At 71.8% G+C, this 17,682-nt stretch carries 18 protein-coding genes and 1 pseudogene; 13 read left to right on the top strand and 6 right to left on the bottom strand.

Annotated elements, in window-relative coordinates; genetic code table 11:
• Positions 1 to 24 precede the first annotated feature (24 nt).
• From ACQEVJ_RS12920 to ACQEVJ_RS12900, 5 genes are all read left to right on the top strand, one after another.
• On the top strand, positions 25 to 1,635 hold the full coding sequence (locus ACQEVJ_RS12920) for an isovaleryl-CoA dehydrogenase (RefSeq protein WP_433100513.1): 1,611 nt from the start codon (positions 25 to 27) through the stop codon (positions 1,633 to 1,635).
• Between the two features lie 93 nt (positions 1,636 to 1,728).
• Positions 1,729 to 2,157: an OsmC family protein gene (locus ACQEVJ_RS12915; protein WP_433100511.1), complete on the top strand. Its 429-nt coding sequence runs from the start codon at positions 1,729 to 1,731 to the stop codon at positions 2,155 to 2,157.
• A 114-nt stretch (positions 2,158 to 2,271) separates the two neighbouring features.
• Complete coding sequence (gene glgX / locus ACQEVJ_RS12910; RefSeq protein ID WP_433100509.1) at positions 2,272 to 4,392, top strand: glycogen debranching protein GlgX; 2,121 nt, start codon at positions 2,272 to 2,274, stop codon at positions 4,390 to 4,392.
• 61 nt (positions 4,393 to 4,453) lie between these two features.
• A complete protein-coding gene (locus ACQEVJ_RS12905; protein ID WP_433100507.1) occupies positions 4,454 to 5,296 on the top strand; it encodes an AzlC family ABC transporter permease in 843 nt (280 codons plus the stop codon).
• The gene (locus ACQEVJ_RS12900) at positions 5,293 to 5,601 is read left to right on the top strand and encodes an AzlD domain-containing protein (RefSeq protein WP_433112687.1); all 309 of its coding nucleotides are present in this window, start codon (positions 5,293 to 5,295) and stop codon (positions 5,599 to 5,601) included. The genes ACQEVJ_RS12905 and ACQEVJ_RS12900 overlap by 4 nt, the downstream gene beginning before the upstream one ends.
• Before the next feature lie 44 nt (positions 5,602 to 5,645).
• On the opposite strand, the gene ACQEVJ_RS12895 is transcribed toward ACQEVJ_RS12900, so the two are convergent.
• Together ACQEVJ_RS12895 and ACQEVJ_RS12890 are read right to left on the bottom strand one after the other, a co-directional pair.
• A complete protein-coding gene (locus ACQEVJ_RS12895) occupies positions 5,646 to 6,755 on the bottom strand; it encodes an ATP-dependent DNA ligase (protein ID WP_433100505.1) in 1,110 nt (369 codons plus the stop codon).
• The gene (locus ACQEVJ_RS12890) at positions 6,739 to 7,476 is read right to left on the bottom strand and encodes a pyrimidine reductase family protein (RefSeq protein WP_433100503.1); all 738 of its coding nucleotides are present in this window, start codon (positions 7,474 to 7,476) and stop codon (positions 6,739 to 6,741) included. Before ACQEVJ_RS12890 ends, ACQEVJ_RS12895 begins: the two co-directional genes overlap by 17 nt.
• Positions 7,477 to 7,796: 320 nt before the next feature.
• Between ACQEVJ_RS12890 and ACQEVJ_RS12885 the strand changes: the two genes are divergently transcribed.
• The 3 genes from ACQEVJ_RS12885 to ACQEVJ_RS12875 all read left to right on the top strand — a co-directional run bounded on the left by ACQEVJ_RS12885 (position 7,797) and on the right by ACQEVJ_RS12875 (position 11,123).
• Positions 7,797 to 8,639 (top strand): tyrosinase family protein, encoded by an 843-nt coding sequence (locus ACQEVJ_RS12885; protein WP_433100501.1) that lies wholly within the window; start codon positions 7,797 to 7,799, stop codon positions 8,637 to 8,639.
• Between the two features lie 218 nt (positions 8,640 to 8,857).
• Positions 8,858 to 9,694, top strand: coding sequence for a class II glutamine amidotransferase (locus tag ACQEVJ_RS12880; RefSeq protein ID WP_433100499.1), 837 nt, complete (start codon positions 8,858 to 8,860; stop codon positions 9,692 to 9,694).
• A 25-nt stretch (positions 9,695 to 9,719) separates the two neighbouring features.
• On the top strand, positions 9,720 to 11,123 hold the full coding sequence (locus tag ACQEVJ_RS12875) for a glutamate decarboxylase (protein WP_433100497.1): 1,404 nt from the start codon (positions 9,720 to 9,722) through the stop codon (positions 11,121 to 11,123).
• 138 nt (positions 11,124 to 11,261) lie between these two features.
• Here ACQEVJ_RS12875 and ACQEVJ_RS12870 read toward each other — a convergent pair whose 3' ends face one another.
• Complete coding sequence (locus tag ACQEVJ_RS12870; protein WP_433100495.1) at positions 11,262 to 11,549, bottom strand: hypothetical protein; 288 nt, start codon at positions 11,547 to 11,549, stop codon at positions 11,262 to 11,264.
• Positions 11,550 to 12,044: 495 nt separating this feature from the next.
• Positions 12,045 to 13,040: a non-homologous end-joining DNA ligase gene (ligD, locus tag ACQEVJ_RS12865; protein ID WP_433100493.1), complete on the bottom strand. Its 996-nt coding sequence runs from the start codon at positions 13,038 to 13,040 to the stop codon at positions 12,045 to 12,047.
• A 410-nt stretch (positions 13,041 to 13,450) separates the two neighbouring features.
• On the opposite strand from ligD, the gene msrB reads away from it, so the two are divergent.
• Positions 13,451 to 13,852, top strand: a complete 402-nt coding sequence (gene msrB, locus ACQEVJ_RS12860) for a peptide-methionine (R)-S-oxide reductase MsrB (RefSeq protein WP_433100491.1) — start codon at positions 13,451 to 13,453, stop codon at positions 13,850 to 13,852.
• Positions 13,853 to 13,855: 3 nt separating this feature from the next.
• On the opposite strand, the gene ACQEVJ_RS12855 is transcribed toward msrB, so the two are convergent.
• Complete coding sequence (locus ACQEVJ_RS12855; protein WP_433100489.1) at positions 13,856 to 14,452, bottom strand: hypothetical protein; 597 nt, start codon at positions 14,450 to 14,452, stop codon at positions 13,856 to 13,858.
• 144 nt (positions 14,453 to 14,596) lie between these two features.
• On the opposite strand from ACQEVJ_RS12855, the gene ACQEVJ_RS12850 reads away from it, so the two are divergent.
• The 4 genes and pseudogenes from ACQEVJ_RS12850 (at position 14,597) to ACQEVJ_RS12835 (ending at position 16,971) form a co-directional block, all read left to right on the top strand.
• A complete protein-coding gene (locus ACQEVJ_RS12850; RefSeq protein ID WP_433100487.1) occupies positions 14,597 to 15,055 on the top strand; it encodes a hypothetical protein in 459 nt (152 codons plus the stop codon).
• A pseudogene (locus ACQEVJ_RS12845) lies at positions 15,004 to 15,720 on the top strand (histidine kinase); the annotation flags it as partial. The gene ACQEVJ_RS12850 and the pseudogene ACQEVJ_RS12845, both read left to right, overlap by 52 nt.
• A gap of 142 nt (positions 15,721 to 15,862) precedes the next feature.
• Positions 15,863 to 16,153 carry a sensor histidine kinase gene (locus ACQEVJ_RS12840; RefSeq protein WP_433112684.1) on the top strand — a complete coding sequence of 97 codons (291 nt, stop codon included), beginning with the start codon at positions 15,863 to 15,865 and terminating at the stop codon, positions 16,151 to 16,153.
• On the top strand, positions 16,138 to 16,971 hold the full coding sequence (locus tag ACQEVJ_RS12835; protein ID WP_433112681.1) for a response regulator: 834 nt from the start codon (positions 16,138 to 16,140) through the stop codon (positions 16,969 to 16,971). Before ACQEVJ_RS12840 ends, ACQEVJ_RS12835 begins: the two co-directional genes overlap by 16 nt.
• Here ACQEVJ_RS12835 and hemQ read toward each other — a convergent pair.
• A complete protein-coding gene (hemQ, locus tag ACQEVJ_RS12830) occupies positions 16,968 to 17,669 on the bottom strand; it encodes a hydrogen peroxide-dependent heme synthase (protein WP_433100485.1) in 702 nt (233 codons plus the stop codon). The two genes, ACQEVJ_RS12835 and hemQ, sit on opposite strands and share 4 nt — an antisense overlap.
• Positions 17,670 to 17,682 lie beyond the last annotated feature (13 nt).

The following is a 17,682-nucleotide window of genomic DNA, read 5'->3' as shown; positions in this document are numbered from 1 at the left end:
GGGCATCGACCACAGGAGGACCCAGTGACCCACGACGTGACCAACCAGGTGCCCCCGCTGACCGGCCACGACGTCTCGGCCGATCCGGCGCTGCTGGAGGGGCTCGCCAGGGAGGGGGCGGACTGGGCGACCGGGGAGCTGCGCCAGCTCGGCCTGCTGGCCGGTTCGGCGAAGGCGCAGGAGTGGGGGCGGCTGGCAAACGAGCACCCGCCCGTGCTGCGCACCCACGACCGGTACGGCAACAGGATCGACGAGGTCGAGTTCCACCCGGCCTGGCACGAGCTCATGACGGTCGCGGTCGAGAGCGGCGCGCACGCCGCGCCCTGGACGTCGGCCCGGCCGGGGGCGCACGTCGCCAGGGCCGCCAAGTTCTTCACCTGGTCGCAGGTCGAGGCCGGGCACGGCTGCCCGATCTCCATGACGTACGCCGCCGTGGCCGCGCTGCGGCACTCGCCGTCGCTGCGGGCGGAGTGGGAGCCGCTGCTGGCCTCCCGCACGTACGACTTCGGGCTGCGTCCGCCGCAGGAAAAGCGCGGCGTGCTGGCCGGGATGGCCATGACCGAGAAGCAGGGCGGCTCCGACGTCCGGGCCAACACCACCAGGGCCGAGCCGCTGGGCGACGGGAGCTTCGCCCTGACCGGCCACAAGTGGTTCAACTCCGCCCCGATGTGCGACGTGTTCCTGGTGCTGGCCCAGGCCCCGGGCGGGCTGTCGTGCTTCCTGCTCCCCCGCGTGCTGCCCGACGGCACCCGCAACGCGATGCGCCTGATGCGGCTGAAGGACAAGCTCGGCAACCGGTCGAACGCCTCGGCGGAGGTCGAGTACGAGGGCGCCGTCGCCTACCTCGTCGGCGAGGAGGGCCGGGGCGTCCGGACGATCATCGAGATGGTGAACATGACCAGGCTCGACTGCGTGATCGGCTCGGCCGCCGGCATGCGGTCCGGACTGACGCAGGCGCTCCACCACGCCCGCCACCGAACGGTGTTCGGCCGGACGCTGGCCGAGCAGCCGCTGATGCGCTCGGTGCTCGCCGATCTGGCGCTGGAGTCGGAGGCCGCGACCACGCTCATGATGCGCCTGGCCGGGGCGACCGACCGGGCCATCGGAGGCGACGCGGCCGAGGGGCTGTTCCGCCGGGCCGCCCTCGCCGCCGGCAAATACTGGGTGTGCAAGCGGGCGCCGGTCCACGCGGCCGAGGCGCTGGAGTGCCTCGGCGGCAACGGGTACGTCGAGGAGTCGCAGATGCCCCGGCTGTTCCGGGAGTCGCCGCTGAACGGCATCTGGGAGGGCTCGGGCAACGTGGCCGCCCTCGACCTGATGCGGGTGCTGTCCAGGGAGCCGGAGGCGGTCGAGGCGTTCTTCTCCGAGGTGGCGTCGGCCCAGGACAGGCGGGTCACCGACGCGGCCGAGCGGGTGCTGAAGAGGCTCGCCTCGGCGGGAGAGGCCGACGCGCGCCGGGTGGCCGAGGAGATGACGCTGGTCCTGCAGGCGTCCCTGCTCGTACGGCACGCCCCCGCCGCGGTGGCCGACGCGTTCTGCGCGTCGCGCCTGTCCGGCGACTGGGGGCGCGCCTTCGGCACGCTGCCCTCCGGCCTCGACCTGGAGGCGATCCTGGACCGCGCGGCGCCGGCGTGAGCCCCACCGGCCATGCCGGTGAGCCCATCGCGCCGGCGGCGGCGTTAAGGTCGCTGCTGACGGATTAAGACTCGCTAGTGAAGGGAAGTCGCCATGGCGACCACTCGTACCGCGACGACGCAGTGGAAGGGCGCGCTGCTCGACGGTTCGGGCACCGTTTCGCTCGACTCCTCCGGGGTCGGCACCTTCGACGTCTCCTGGCCCTCCCGGGCGGAGGAGGCCAACGGCAAGACGAGCCCGGAGGAGCTGATCGCCGCCGCCCACTCCTCGTGCTTCTCGATGGCCCTGTCCAACGGTCTGGCCAAGGCCGGCACGCCGCCGCAGTCGCTGGAGACCCGGGCGGACGTGACCTTCCAGCCGGGTGAGGGCATCACCGGCATCGTGATCTCCGTCCGCGGACAGGTGCCCGGCATCTCGGCCGAGGACTTCCAGCAGGCCGCCGAGACGGCCAAGGCGAACTGCCCGGTGAGCCAGGCGCTCGCCGGCACGACGATCACCCTCAACGCCGAACTCGTCGGCTGAGCATCAGCGGGAGCCCCCGCCGGACCCGGTCCGGCGGGGGCTCCCGCGTTCCCGCGCGAGAGCAGGGGTCGTCACGGGTGCACGATTCGCCCAGGCAGTGGAGAATGAGGTTACATGCGCGAGGTTTGGCCTGGAGAGCCCTACCCGCTCGGCGCCACCTGGGATGGTGTGGGCACCAACTTCTCGGTGTTCTCAGAGGTGGCCGAGCGGGTCGAGCTGTGCCTGTACGACGACAGGGGCGGAGAGACCCGCGTCGACCTGCCCGAGGTCGACGGGTTCGTCTGGCACGGCTACATGCCGGGGATCATGCCCGGCCAGCGGTACGGCTTTCGCGTGCACGGGCCCTACCGGCCCGACCACGGGCACCGGTGCAATCCGTCCAAGATGCTCCTCGACCCGTACGCCAAGGCGATCGAGGGCTCGGTGCGGTGGAACGAGTCGCTGTTCTCCTACCACTTCGCCGACCCCACCCGGCTCAACACCGAGGACTCCGCGCCGTACATGCCGAAGAACGTGGTCGTGAACCCGTTCTTCGAGTGGGGCAACGACCGGCCGCCCCGCACGCCCTACCACGAGACGGTGATCTACGAGGCGCACGTGCGCGGCCTCACCATGCGCCATCCCGCTGTGCCGGAGGAGCAGCGGGGCACCTACGCCGGGCTCGCGCACCCGGCCGTGCTCGACCACCTCCAGTCGATCGGCGTGACGGCGGTCGAGCTCATGCCCGTCCACCAGTTCGTGCCCGAGCACTTCCTGGTGGCCCGGGGGCTGACCAACTACTGGGGCTACAACACGATCGCCTACATGGCGCCGCACAACGCGTACGCCAGCTCCGGGCAGCACGGCCAGCAGGTCCAGGAGTTCAAGGCGATGGTGCGCGCCCTGCACGAGGCGGGGATCGAGGTGATCCTCGACGTCGTCTACAACCACACCGCCGAGGGCGACCACATGGGCCCCACGCTCGGCTTCCGGGGCATCGACAACGTCGCCTACTACCGCCTGCGCGAGGAGGACCGCCGCTACTACCTCGACTACACCGGGTGCGGCAACTCGCTGAACGTCCGCTCGCCCCACGCGCTTCAGCTGATCATGGACTCGCTGCGCTACTGGGTGCTCGACATGCACGTGGACGGCTTCCGCTTCGACCTCGCCGCCGCGCTGGCCCGGGAGCTGCACGACGTCGACCGGCTGAGCGCGTTCTTCGACCTCATCCAGCAGGACCCGGTGATCTCGCAGGTCAAGCTGATCGCCGAGCCGTGGGACGTCGGCCCGGGCGGCTACCAGGTCGGCAACTTCCCGCCGTTGTGGACCGAGTGGAACGGCAAATACCGCGACTCCGTGCGGGACTTCTGGCGCGGGGCCTCCCAGACGCTGCCCGAGTTCGCCTCGCGCCTGGCCGGGTCGAGCGACCTGTACGCCAGCAGCGGCCGCCGCCCTGTCGCCTCGATCAACTTCGTGACCGCCCACGACGGGTTCAGCCTCACCGATCTCGTGTCGTACGACCACAAGCACAACGAGGCCAACGGCGAGGGCAACCGCGACGGCACGGACGACAACCGCTCCTGGAACTGCGGCGCCGAGGGCCCGGTGGAGGATCCCGGCATCGTACGGCTGCGCCACCGGCAACGGCGCAACTTCCTCACCACGCTGTTCGTGTCCCAGGGCGTGCCGATGCTGCTGGCGGGCGACGAGTTCGGCCGCACCCAGCACGGCAACAACAACGCCTACTGCCAGGACACCGACATCTCCTGGATCGACTGGTCGCTGCTCCGGCAGGAGGGCGACCTGCTCGATTTCGTCCGCCGCCTGGCCGCGTTACGGCGGGCGCATCCCGTCTTCCGGCGGCGCCGGTTCTTCCATGGCCGCACGGTCGGGGCCGGCAGCAGGGACATCGTCTGGCTCACGCCGTCCGGCACGGAGATGACCGACGGCGACTGGCACACGGGCTACGCGAAGTCGCTGGGGGTGTACGTCAACGGCGACGCGATCAGCGAGCCCGGCCCGCGCGGCGAGCGGATCACGGACGAGACGTTCCTGCTGCTGATCAACGCGCACCACGAGAACCTGACGTTCGCCCTTCCGGGCCCGGAGCTGGGCGCCGCCTGGCGTCCCGTCCTCGACACCGCCGACGAGGACGTCCGCGACGACCCGTACGCCGAGGAGACCCTGCCCGCCGGGGCCAAGGTCTGCCTCGCCGACCGGTCCATGTGGGTCCTGGTCTGCGCCGGCGGCTGACGGAGGCCGGGCGCTTACCCCCATAGGGGACATTCCTGCACACTTCGTTACCCTCGGGCGGGTGACCACGACACCAGTGCAGGCCGGCCTGCCGCCGAAGCCCCGGGCGGCGGTCGTGCGGGACGCCCTCGGAGTCGGCACGGCCGTCGGCCTGTCCGGCTTCGCGTTCGGCGTCACCTCGGCGGGTGCGGGGATGTCCGTCGTCCAGACCTGCGTGCTGTCGCTGTTCGTGTTCACCGGGGCGTCTCAGTTCGCTCTGGTGGGCGCGCTCGGCACCGGCGGGAACCCGCTCGCCGCCGCGGCCGGGGCGCTGCTGCTCGGCGTACGGAACGCGTTCTACGGGCTGCGGCTGTCGCAGTTGCTCGGGCTCCCCGCGGCGGTCCGCCCGCTCGCCGCGCAGTGGGTGATCGACGAGACCTCCGCCGTGGCCCTGGCCCAGCCCGACCGGCGCCTCGCCCGGCTCGGGTTCACGGTCACCGGAGTCAGCCTGTACGCCGGATGGAACATCACCACGTTCCTCGGCGCGCTGGGCGCCTCCGCGCTCGGCGATCCGGCGGCCTGGGGGCTCGACGCCGCCGGCCCGGCCGTCTTCCTCGCCCTGCTCCTGCCCATGCTCCGGGCCCGCTCCTCCGCCGCGCCCGCCGCCGCTCTTCCAGGTGCTCCTTCCGAACCGGCCGATGACGCGGCCCGCCCGCACGCCGCGCCGCCCGGCACACCGCAGGCCCGGGCCGCGCTTTTCCGGCGCGAGGAGGCGGTGGTGGCGGTGCTGGCCGTCCTGCTCGCCCTCGCCTGCGTGCCGTTCGTGCCCGCGGGCGTGCCGGTGCTGGTGGCCGTGCTCGCCGCGCCCGCCGTGCTGGCCGCGTCACGGCTCCTCGCCCGCCGCTCGCCCCGAGGAGGACGCTGATGGTCTGGGTCGCGATCGTCGTGACGGCGGCCGGGTGCTACGCCGTGAAGCTGCTCGGCCTGTCGGTGCCGGCGGCGGTGCTGGAGCGGCCGATCGTCCGCAGGCTGGCCGCGCTGGTGCCGATCGCGGCGCTGGCCGCGCTGATCGCCCTGCAGACCTTCGCCGACGGCCGCACGCTCGTCGTCGACGCCCGGGCCGCCGGGCTCGCCGCGGCGGCGGTCGCGCTGCTGCTGCGCGCGCCGTTCCTCGTGATCGTCGCGGTCGCCGTCGTCGTCACCGCCGCCGTCCGCGCACTGACCGGCTGACTGTCAGGCCGGCTGACTGTCAGGCCGGCTGACGGCCCGGCCGGTCAGCGGGCGAGGATCTTGTCGAGGTCGTAGCTCACCGGGCGTTCGAGCTGCTCGTAGGTGCAGGACGCGGGGGTGCGGTCCGGGCGCCAGCGGCGGAACTGGGCGGTGTGGCGGAACCGGTCGCCCTCCATGTGGTCGTAGGCCACCTCGACCACCCGTTCCGGCCGCAGCGGGATGAACGACAGGTCCTTCTTGGCGTTCCACCGCGACACGGCGCCCGGCAGGCGCTGGCCCTCGGCGCCGCCCGCCGCGACCTCGGCCCAGCGCCCCCACGGATGCTCGCTCAGGTCCTCCACCCGGTAGGGCGCGAGTTCCTCGACGAGTTCCTCACGCCGCTTCATCGGGAACGACGCCGCGACGCCCACGTGGTGCAGGCGGCCGTCCGGCGAGTAGAGCCCGAGCAGCAGCGAACCGACGACCGGCCCCGACTTGTGCTCGCGATAGCCCGCCACCACGCAGTCGGCCGTCCGCTCGTGCTTGACCTTGAACATCACGCGCTTGTCCGGCGTGTACGGCTGGTCGCCCGGCTTGACGACGATGCCGTCCAGCCCGGCGCCCTCGAACGCGTCGAACCACTCGGCGGCCCGGCCCTCGTCCTGGGTGACCGGCGTGAGCCGTAGGGACCGGCCCGCGCCCGCCAGCACCTCCTCCAGCCGGGCCCTCCGCTCCGAGAACGGCGCCTCCATGAGGTCCTCCGTCCCGGTGGCGAGCAGGTCGAAGGCGACGAAGGACGCGGGGGTGTTCTCGGCCAGCAGCCGCACCCGGGACTGCGCGGGATGGATGCGCTGCTGCAGCGCGTCGAAGTCGAGCGACTGTCCCCTGATCAGCACGATCTCGCCGTCGACGACGCACTTGGGCGGCAGCTCCCGCCTGACGGCCTCGACCAGCTCGGGGAAGTAGCGCGTGAAGGGCCGCTCGTTCCTGCTGCCCAGGAAGACCTCGTCGCCGTCGCGGAAGACGATGCAGCGGAAGCCGTCCCACTTCGGCTCGTAGTAGAGCGTGCCGTCCTGCTTCGGCAGCCCCTTGACGGCCTTGGCGAGCATCGGCGCGACCGGCGGGACGACCGGCAGATCCAGGTCGGGGATCTGCGGCTCAACCGGAAGCTTCATCCTGCGCCTCCCTGATGTAACGGCAGAAGAGGAAGCCGTCCTCTTCGAGCACCTGGGCGAGGGTCAGCGGCGTGTGCGATGCGACGCCGTCCAGTATGCGCGCCGCGTCGCCGCCGGTCAGCAGCGGGCTCACGGTCAGCGCCAGCTCGTCGACCAGGCCGGCGGCGGCCAGCTGCGCGTTCACCCGGGGGCCGCCCTCGCACAGGACGCGGCCGAGCCCCCGGTCGCGCAGCTCGCTCACGGCCGTCGCGAGATCGACCCGCTCGTCGCCCGCGACGATCACGTCGGCCCTCCCTGCCGCCTCCTCGCGGCGGTCCTTCGGCGCCGACTCCGTCGTGATCACGATCGTCCGGGCGAACGGCTCCGCCTCGGTGAACAGCGGGCTGTCGAGGTCGAGGTCGAGGCGGCGGGTGACGACGGCGATGGGCGGCGCCGGGGTCCTGCCCTCCCGCAGCGCCCGCCACGACTCGCGCGGGCGGGCCGGGCGGTATCCCTCCGTGCGGACGGTGGCGGCCCCGGCCAGCACCACGTCGGCCAGGCCGCGCAGCAGTCCGAAGATCCGCTTGTCGGCCCGGCCGGACAGGCCCTCCGAGTGGCCCTCGACCCAGGCCGCGCCGTCGGCGCTGGCCACCATGTTGAGGCGCAGCCAGTGGTCGCGCGGGTAGGCGTAGGCGGCGGGGATGTCCGGCTCGTCCTCGGTGGAGGGGTGGATGCGGCGCACGCTTCCTACAGTGGCACATCGCACCGACAACACCGCCCGCGACGCCCCGTGCCCGCGGTCCCGCCGCCACGGCCCACTACCACCGATGGGTGGCGCTCGGCGAATCGGTCTCCCTCCCGCTCCTCCGGCAACCCCGCCGTTCGCCCGGCTCGTCCGCGCGCTCTCCGCCGAATGATCACGTCTCCCCGCCCGGCGGGCCGACACGGCGCGAAATTCACGTCCTGGCGGCTTCGCCGTTCTAGTCTTGCCGCCGATCGGAACAGGCCACGGAATCCGGTGATATTCGGGGGGCGGATATGCGCGGGCCGAGCAGGCGGGAGATGCTGGCATCGGCTGTGTGGGGCACGGCGGCGATCGCGTTCGGGGTGCGCGGGACGGCGGCGCACGCGGACCCGGCCCCGCCACCGGCTCGCCGGCGGGTCGGCGACATGACCAAGGAGCAGTGGGAGGCGTTCGTCCGGGCGGTGCGCGCGCTGAAGGCCCGGGGGACCTACGACGCGCTGGTCAAGACCTACGCGGACGACTTCGCGGCCACCCACGCCAACGGCTTCTTCCTGCCGTGGCAGCGCAGATACCTCCTGAACTTCGAGCGGGAGCTCCAGCGCATCGATCCGGCCGTGTCCGTGCCGTACTGGGACTGGCCCCTCGACGGCCGCACGCCGGAGCGCTCGACGGTGCTGTCGAAGGCGTATTTCGGGGGAAACGGAAGCGCGAAGCACGATCAGGCCGTGCTCGACGGCGCGTTCGCCGGGTGGACCGCCCAAGTCCCGCGGATTCATCCGCTCCGGCGTTCCTACGCCGCCGGCGGGAAGATTCCCCCGTGGGCCTCGCGGGATCTCATCGCGAACATGCTGAAAAATCCGGATTTCCAGGTATTCAACATGCAGCTGGAAATCCACATCGGCGCGGTCCAGATGGGCATCGGGGGCGACCTGGCCCAGCCCGCCGCCCCCAACGACCCCCTGTACTGGGTCGTCGCCTGCTTCGGCGACCTGCTGTGGCACTCGTGGCGCTCCCGCCATCCCGAGGCCCCGGTCCGGTCGGCGTACGGGAACGTCACCGAGGAGAGCCGCCTGCCCCGGTACGGCGACACGGTCGCGGGCGTCCTGGACGTCGAGAAGCTGGGCTACCGCTACGACGACGTGTGGCCGCGGTCGCGCTGACGCCGGATCCGACCCCGGAATACGCCTCACCGTGCGTACGGACCTGCCCGTGCGGGAACGGCAGACCAGGGGGCGCCATGGCGGCGAAGCCGGATCAGCGGGCGTTCGACCGCGCCGAGAGCCGATCGAGCAGAAGCGGGTCGTATACATCCGTCGAGGCCGTCGCAGCCCACCCGCAGGGGATGCCGGACGAGCCGATGTGACGGGGGACAGGACACATGTGCCGCTGGCTGGCCTACTGTGGCACGCCGATCACTCTGGAGAAGATGCTCTACGAGCCGGAGCACTCACTGATCGACCAGAGCCTCCATGCCAGGTACGGCAAGGAGACGGTGAACGGCGACGGGTTCGGCGTCGGCTACTACGGTGACGGCGACGTGCCGCCCGCGGTGTTCAAGGACACCAAGCCCGCGTGGGGCGACCGGAACCTTCGCGAACTCGCCCGCCATGTCCGGTCGCCGCTGTTCATGGCGCACGTGCGCGCGTCTTCTGGAACGGCGATACAGCAGACGAACTGCCATCCGTTCAGATACGGCTCATGGCTGTGGATGCACAACGGGGCGATCTCCGAGTTCGGCCGCGTCAAACGGGACCTCGTCATGACCATCGCACCGGATCTGTTCCCGGCGATCGAGGGGTCCACGGACTCGGAGGTCATGTTCTTCCTGGCACTCACGTTCGGGCTGTCGGAGGACCCGCCGGGGGCGGTGGAGCGGATGGTCGGTTTCGTGGAGCGGACGGGGCGGAGACACGACGTGGAGCACCCGCTCCAGATGTCGCTGGCCGCATCGAACGGCGAGCGGCTGTGGTCCTTCCGCTACTCCAGCGACCGTCGTTCGCGGTCGCTCTTCCACAGCGCGAACACCCAGACTCTCCGGCACCTGCATCCGGAGGTCTTCGAGACCGTGGAGCTCTCCGACGATGCGCGGGTCGTCGTGTCGGAACCCCTGCGCGACCTGCCCGGCCTGTGGCTGAAGGTTCCGGAGTCGACGTACACGGTCGTCAGGCCGGGCGTTTTCGAGATGCACCCCTTCAGCCCGGCGAAACCCGAGTGACAGGGGCGACGGAGAGGAGCGAACAGTGGCTTCACAGGAAGGCAGGCAGGCCAGGCATCGGCCGGTATGGGTCAATCCGCTTTTCGGGGCGGCCAACCCCGCCTCCGGAATCACGACGGTTCCTCCCCGGCGCCGGCTGCCGGAGGGGCCCACGGCGCCCGCCACCGTGTCCCGGCTCATTCGCGACGAGTTGATGCTGGACGGGAACCCGCGGCTGAACCTCGCCACGTTCGTGAGCACCTGGATGGAGCCGGAGGCGCACGCGCTCATGGGCGACACCGCCGACAGGAACCTCGTCGACAGGGACGAGTATCCCGCGACGGCGGAGCTGGAGCAGCGGTGCATCCCGATGCTCCGCCACCTGTGGAACGCCCCCGACCCCGACATCTCGCTCGGGACCTCCACCGTCGGGTCCAGCGAGGCCTGCATGCTCGGCGGGATGGCTCTCAAACGCCGCTGGACGCGTCGCAACGCCGGCCGCTACGCCGCCGGGGCGCGGCCCAACCTGGTCATGGGCGTCAACATCCAGGTGTGCTGGAAGAAGTTCTGCAACTACTGGGAAGTGGAGCCCCGCCTCGTCCCCATGGAGGGCGACCGGTTCCACCTGGGCGCCGAAGAGGCCGCCGAGCGGTGCGACGAGAACACGATCGGCGTCGTCGCCGTCCTGGGCTCCACGATGGACGGAAGCTACGAGCCGGTCGCCGACATCTGCGCGGCACTGGACGCGCTCGAGGAACGCACGGGGTGGTCCGTGCCCGTGCACGTGGACGCCGCGTCGGGCGGGATGATCGCCCCCTTCCTCGAACCGGACCTGGTGTGGGACTTCCGCCTTCCGCGGGTTGCCTCCATCAACGTCTCCGGTCACAAGTACGGAATGGTCTACCCGGGCCTCGGGTGGGTCCTGTGGCGGGACCGGGACGCGCTCCCCGGGGACCTGGTGGAGCACGTGGACTATCTCGGCGGAGACGTGGCGACGTTCACGCTCAACTTCTCCCGGTCCGGGTCGCAGGTCGTCACGCAGTACTACAACTTCCTCCGGCTCGGTCGCGAGGGCTTCCGCGAGGTGCAGGGAGCCCTCCGGCAGGTGGCGACCCACCTCGCCGGGCAGATCGAGGATCTCGGCTGCTTCCGGCTCCTCACGCGTGGCGACCAGCTACCGGTGTTCGCCTTCACCACCACCGGCGACGTCACCCGGTTCAACGTCTACGACGTTTCGCGGCGGCTGCGGGAGTGGGGCTGGCTGGTGCCGGCCTACGCCTTCCCGCCCAACCGGGAGGACCTGCATGTGCTGAGGGTGGTGTGCCGCAACGGCTTCTCGCTCGATCTGGCCGACCGCCTGGTGGACGACCTTCGCGACCTGCTGCCCTGGCTGCGCAAGCAGTCCGCGCCCATATTCGGCCCGGACGACGCGACGAGCTTCCACCACTGACACACCGCCCGCGCCAGGGGCGGCCCCGCCTCTCCCGGGACCGAGAGAGGCGGGGCCGCTTCGCGACCCGTTCCGGCCGGTTTCCGCTCGCTCGTGGCCCGGCGGACCCGCTCATGGCGCGACGGACGCGACCGCGCGTCAGGCCCTGGACGTCGTGGCGCGGGCCCGGCCGGTCGTCTGGCCGACGGTCTCCCTCTCCCGCTCCTGCCTTTCCTGCTGGCGAGCGGTCCTGGAGATGTCCTCCAGCTCGTGCGCGGTCTCCTCGAACTCCTGCGCGGCCTCCCGGCTCATCCTGCTCACGATCCTGCGGCCGCGGACGGCCATGTCCTCGTACACCTCGTTGGCCTTGGCCAGGGCGTACGGGCCGACGCCCGCGAGGGCGCAGAACGGCTTGGACATCGTGATCCTCTTGACCGGTGTTGTCACTTGGTCACTCTCCATACATATCGGTCTGGCGGCGGCTTCCACCTGTTACTGTTGTAGTCAGGGGAAAACGGCCGGGCGTCAGGAAGGCGGCGTGCTGAGGGCTTCCATCCCGGACCTGATGTTGTCGGCAGCCTGCGCCGGGCTGATGTCCGCAGCCCTGGAGGCCTTCTGCAGGTCCGTCCAGGTGATGTGGTCGGGATTCCCGTGGTCGTCGTCAGGTTCGCCGCAGCCGCAGCTCAGGCACATCCGGATGTCTCCCCCCGCTCGGTCTTGTGCAAAACGGCCCCGCCCTCGGCAGCGGTGCGAGGGCGAGGCTCTTCGGGTGTTCCAGGTTCGTCCGTACGCGGTCTTGCCCGGGGACGAGCGCCCGCTCCCCCGTCGGCGAGCGCTCGCCAGGACCATCCCCGCCCCCGTCTCCAGGGACACCGGGCGGGAATGCAAGAGCCGATCAAGAGGAGAGACAGGCGGACAAAAACGTCACCCGGCACGTCACGATCAGCTGGACGGCCTCGCCTTGCTGGGCTGCACGCGCCTCGGCTCGCCGGGCATCTTCGGGTAGTTCGGCGGGTACGGCATGTCGCCCCGGTCGTCGGCGTCGTACCACTCCAGCAGCGTGCCGATGTCGTAGGCCCGGTCGTCGATCGCCCGCTGCACGTCGCCCAGCTTGGCGAAGCGCTCCGGCATCGTCCTGATGTCGAAGTCGCGCGGGTCGCAGCCGGCCAGCTCCTCCCACGTCACCGGGGCGGAGACCCGGGCGTCGGGCCGCGCGCGGACCGAGTAGGCGGCCACCACCGTGCGGTCGCGGGCGTTCTGGTTGTAGTCGATGAAGACCTTCTCCCCCCGCTCCTCCTTCCACCAGGCGCTCGTCGCGAGGTCGGAGCGCCGTTCGACCTCGCGGGCGAGGGCGATCGCGGCGTACCGCACCTCGGTGAAGGTCCAGCGGGGCTCGATGCGCACGTTCACGTGGATGCCGCGGCTGCCCGAGGTCTTGGGGAAGCCCGTCATGCCCAGCTCGTCGAGGATCTCCTTGGCCGTGAAGGCCACCGTACGGGCCTGCTCGAACGAGGTGCCGGGCTGCGGGTCGATGTCGATGCGCAGTTCGTCGGGGTGGTCGAGGTCGGCGCGGCGGGCATGCCACGGGTGGAAGTCGATCGTGCCGAGGTTGGCGCACCACGCGATGGCCGCCACCTCCGTCGGGCAGAACGCGTCGGCCGTGCGCCCACTGGGGAAGCGCACGGTGACGGTCTCGATCCAGTCGGGATGCCGGGGCATCCGCTTCTGGTAGATCGCCTCGGTGCCGACGCCGTCGGGGTGCCGCTTGAGGTAGGTCGGCCGCTCCCGCAGGGCGCGCAGCACGCCGTCCCCCACGCTCACGTAGTACTCCACCAGGTCGCGCTTGGTGGCGCCGATCTCCGGGAAGTAGACCTTGTCCGGATTGGTGACCTTGACTGTGCGGCCACCCACCTCTATCTCGATGTACGGCGAAGCCATGGAGGCGACCCTACCCCGAGGAGGGGGTCCGTCCCGGGCTGCCGACGGCGGCCGGACCGGGCGCTCCCACGGGCCGCGCCATCGCGGCGCAGGCTCGTGGTCGCGTACGGCGCGCTCGCGTTCGGACTGCGCCGGACGCGACGGGACGGACCACGACGGCCGCCCGCGGGCGGCCTCCTCTCACCGTCCGGCGGCGTCCAGCACGGGTCGGGTGCTTCGCCGCCCTGACGGCGGTGCGGGTGACCGCCCCCGCGCGGGTGACGGCGATCAACCCCTCGTCAGTGAAGACGCCGGAAGACCCGGGAAAGGATGCCTCGCACCGGGAACACGTGCCGGGAAGATCCCGGGCGTCCGTGGGGTTCCTCAGTTGGTAATCCCCGCGAGGGGCCGCCGAAGGCAGGGTGGTGAGCATGGAGAAGGTCGTCAAGAGCGACGCCGAGTGGCGCGCGCAGCTTTCCCCCGAGGAGTACCGGGTCCTCAGGAACGCGGGGACCGAGCGCCCGTTCAGCGGCGAGTACGTCGACACCAAGACCGTCGGCGTCTACTCCTGCCGCGCCTGCGGGGCGGAGCTGTTCCGGTCGGAGGCCAAGTTCGAGTCGCACTGCGGCTGGCCGTCGTTCTACGAGCCGTCCGAGTCGGACACTGTGACCCTGCACGAGGACGACTCGCTCGGCATGCGCCGGGTGGAGGTCCGCTGTGCCCGCTGCGACTCGCACCTCGGGCACGTGTTCCACGGCGAGGGCTACCCCACGCCGACAGACGACCGGTACTGCATCAACTCCGTCTGCCTGACCCTGCAGCCGGTCGGCTGACGTCTACTTGGGCTTGGGGTAGGTGACCCGGCAGTCGTCGTCGTCCGGGCCGAGGATGTTGGCGAGGACGGGGTTGCCGTTCTCGCCGAACCTGGACTGGACGAACACCACGGGGTTGGCCTCCCCCCGCTCGGCCAGATACTCCAGGCCGCGCTTGCACAGGGTGATCGCGGCCTTGGAGTTGTCGGCGTTCTCGGGGAGGTTCGTGTAGATGCGCAGGTAGCGGCCGGTGGTGCGGATGTCCTTGACCCGCTTGGCGGTCTTGTCGTTCCACCTGCTGCGGAAGTAGGCCTCCGCCTTGGTGTCGGTGTACTTCGACGGTCCCGACGCCTTCTCCTCGGCCGCCTTCTTGTCCCGCTTGCCGGTCGCCTTCTTACCGGTGTCGACGCTGGCGACGGTCAGCTCGCCGGCCGGGGAGGCCTTCGGCGTGGGCGCGGCGACCACGTGCGCCGGGGCCGCCGCGTCGGAACGCGACAGCGGCCAGGCGATCGCGACGGCTCCGACGGCGAAGGCGGCCACCCCCAGTGACACCTCGACGACGTGCGAACGGGCCCGCCTCTTGCGGCGGCGCCCCCTGGAACGTGCCAGCCCGCTTGCCACTCTGCCTCACATTGACGTCGATCCTTCGTCACAGTATGGCAAAGACTTCGAGCCGCCAAGACCGTTTCCGACGCTTCGCGCAAGATCCGCCAGAATGTCCCTTCTAAACGGGTCCTGTCCTCCACCGTTCACCGGGAGGGTTGCGTGCCGGCCGTGATGTCCTGGCTCGTGTTCGGGCTGGCCTGCGTCCTGGTCGCGGCCGGCGGGGCGCTGGGCGGCGCCGACCCGATGGACAGCCGCCACGGCGGCGTTCACGGTCGTGGCCGCACTGGTGCCGGAGGGCGGGACCGGCCGTTCCCGGTGGAGGCCCTGGCACCGGTGCGGGACGCGCTGCCGGTGGTCGTCGTGATCCTGGCCGCGACCTCGCTCGCCTGCGCGGCCGGGCTCGTCGTCCGTACGGCCAGGGCGCAGGGCGAGCAGCGCACCCAGCTGCTGTGGATCTGCCTCGGCGCCGCCGCGTTCGTGGCAGGGGTCTTCCTGCCGGCCGTCGCCCGGCTTCCCGCCGCCGGTGTGCCGTTCATCCTGCCCTGCCGGCCTGTGTCGGCGTGGCGATGCTCCGCCACGACCTGTACGGGACCGGGCCGTGGCTGCGCCGCGTGCTGACCCTGGGGCTGCTGACCGGCACGCTGGCCCTGCTGTATTTCACGGTGACCGGGCTCACCGGGGCGCACGTCGCCGCCGCGGCGGCCGTGGCGGTCGCGGTCGAGCCGCTGCACCGCTGGCTGCGCCGGGCCTCCGGCCGCATCCTGTACGGCGGCGGGGCCGACCCTGAGGCCGTCCACGCCCGGCTGGGCGCCCGCCTGGCCGCGACCTCGGAGCCCGGGGCGATCCTCGCCGCCGTCGCCGACGCCGCGGCCGAGGCGGCCCGGGCCTCCTACGTACGGGCCGAGCTGGGCGCGCCCGGCGAGCCGCTGAAGGTCGTCGAGCGGGGAACGCCCGCTCCGCTCGGTGTGTCGGTGCCGCTGCGCTTCCAGGACGAGGTCCTCGGCACCCTCGGGTCGTCGGGAGGCGACGCGCGGGTGCTCGCCCCGCTCGCGTCGCACGCCGGGGCCGCGCTCGCCGCCGCCCACCGCGCCGCGGCGCTGCAGCGCTCGCGGACGCTGCTGGTCACGGCGCGGGAGGAGGAGCGGCGGCGGATCAGCAGGGACCTGCACGACGGGCTCGGCGCCTTCCTCGCGGGCATCGGCTTCACGGTGGACGCCGCGGGCAACGCGCTGAAGGCCGACCCGGAGCGGACGCGCGGCCTGCTGACCCAGATCAGGACCCAGGTGGCCGAGGCGGGTGCGGGCGTACGCCGCCTGGTGCGGGGGCTGCGGCCGCCCGAGCTGGCCCAGCTCGGCCTGGCCGGCGCCGTCGAGCACACCGACGCTGGGCGCCGGCGGGGTGGAGATCGAGATCGCGGCCGGAGACATGAGCGGTCTGCCGGCCGCCGTGGAGGTCACGGCCTACCTGGTGGCCCGCGAGGCGCTGACGAACGCGGTGCGCCACGGCGAGCCCCGCCGCTGCGCCGTACGGCTGGGCCGAACCGCGGACGGGTTCGAGCTGAGCGTGAGCGACGACGGGCGGGGACTCGGGCCGGAGACCGTCCCGGGAGTCGGGCTGACCTCGATGCGGGAGCGGGTGGAGGAACTGGACGGAAAGCTGACGATCGACACCGCCCACGGCGGCGGAACGGTGGTGACCGCGTGGATTCCCCTGTGATCAGGCTGCTCGTCGTCGACGACCACCCGGTGGTCCGCGACGGCCTCGGGGCGCTGATGTCGACCGTGGAGGGCATCGAGGTCGTCGCGGTGGCCGAGGACGGCCTGCGTGCCCTCGCGGCCGTCCGCGAGCACTCCCCCGACGTCGTGCTGATGGACATCGCGATGCCGAACATGGACGGCATCGAGGCGACACGACGGCTGTCGGCGGGGCCTCGGCCGCCGAGCGTGGTCATGCTCACGATGTCGGACGACGACCTGTCGCTGCTGGCGGCCGTCCGCGCGGGGGCCAGGGGCTACCTGCTCAAGAACGCCGCCCAGGACGACGTGGTCGCCGCGGTGCGCGCGGCGGCCCGGGGGCAGGCCGTCTTCGGGACCGGGGCGGCCGAGGCCGTGATCAAGCTGCTGCACGCGCCGCCCCGCGTGTCCCCGCGGCCGTTCCCCGCGCTCACCGAGCGGGAGTACGAGATCCTCGAACTCGTCGCATCGGGCCTCGGCAACCAGGCGATCGCGGCGCGCCTGGGCGGCGGGAACCCTGCTGTACGCCCTCGGCCACGCCGTCGTCGCGATCCCGGTGATCGCCACCTTCGTCCTCGCCACGAACCCGCCGGACCCGCTCGGCGCGCTGTACGCGCCGGGGATCGTGCTGTGGCTGGCCGGTCTGGTCCCACTCGCGATCGCGGCCTTCCGCTCCGCGCTGATTCCCCGCGCCGTCGCCGTCGCCCTTCCTGCGACGCTGCCGCTGACGATGGTTCTGGGCACGGCGGGTCCCCTGGTCGAGGCCCTGACCTGGACCGCGTTGGGGTTCTCGATCGCTAGGGCAGCGCGGCGACGAGTTCGCTGACCGGCTTGCGGGTGCCGGTGTAGAAGGGGATCTCGATCCTGGTGTGCCGCCTCGCCTCGGCTCCGCGCAGGTGGCGCATCAGGTCCACGATGCGGTGCAGCTCGTCGGCTTCGAAGGCCAGCATCCACTCGTAGTCGTTGAGCGCGAAGCAGGCGACCGTGTTCGACCGCACGTCGGGGTACTCGCGCGCCATCATGCCGTGCTCGGCGAGCATCCTGCGGCGCTCGGAGTCCTCCAGCAGGTACCACTCCAGGGACCGTACGAAGGGGTAGACGCAGACGAAGCCCCTGGGCTCCTCCTCGGCGAGGAAGGCCGGGACGTGGGACTTGTTGAACTCGGCCGGGCGGTGCAGGGCCATGGCCGACCAGACCGGCTCGCTCGCGCGCCCGAGGGCGGTGCGGCGGAAGCGGGTGTAGGTCTCCTGCAGGTCCTCGGGTGAGGGGGCGTGCCACCAGAACATGAAGTCGGCGTCCGCGCGGAACCCGGCCACGTCGTAGCAGCCTCGGGTCGTCACGTCCTTGCCCGCCGCCTGCGCGAGCAGTTCCTCGACCTCGTCGGCCACGCCCTCGCGGGCGGCGGGAAGCTGGTCGCGCAGCCGGAAGACCGACCACATCGTGTATCGAATGACCAGGTTGAGATCGCGTGCCTTGGGCCGCTGGGCTGGCTCCGTCATGCCTCCATTCTGC

Source organism: Microbispora sp. CA-102843 (assembly GCF_050936215.1).
Lineage (GTDB): Bacteria > Actinomycetota > Actinomycetes > Streptosporangiales > Streptosporangiaceae > Microbispora.
This window is presented reverse-complemented; position numbering and strand designations above follow the sequence as displayed.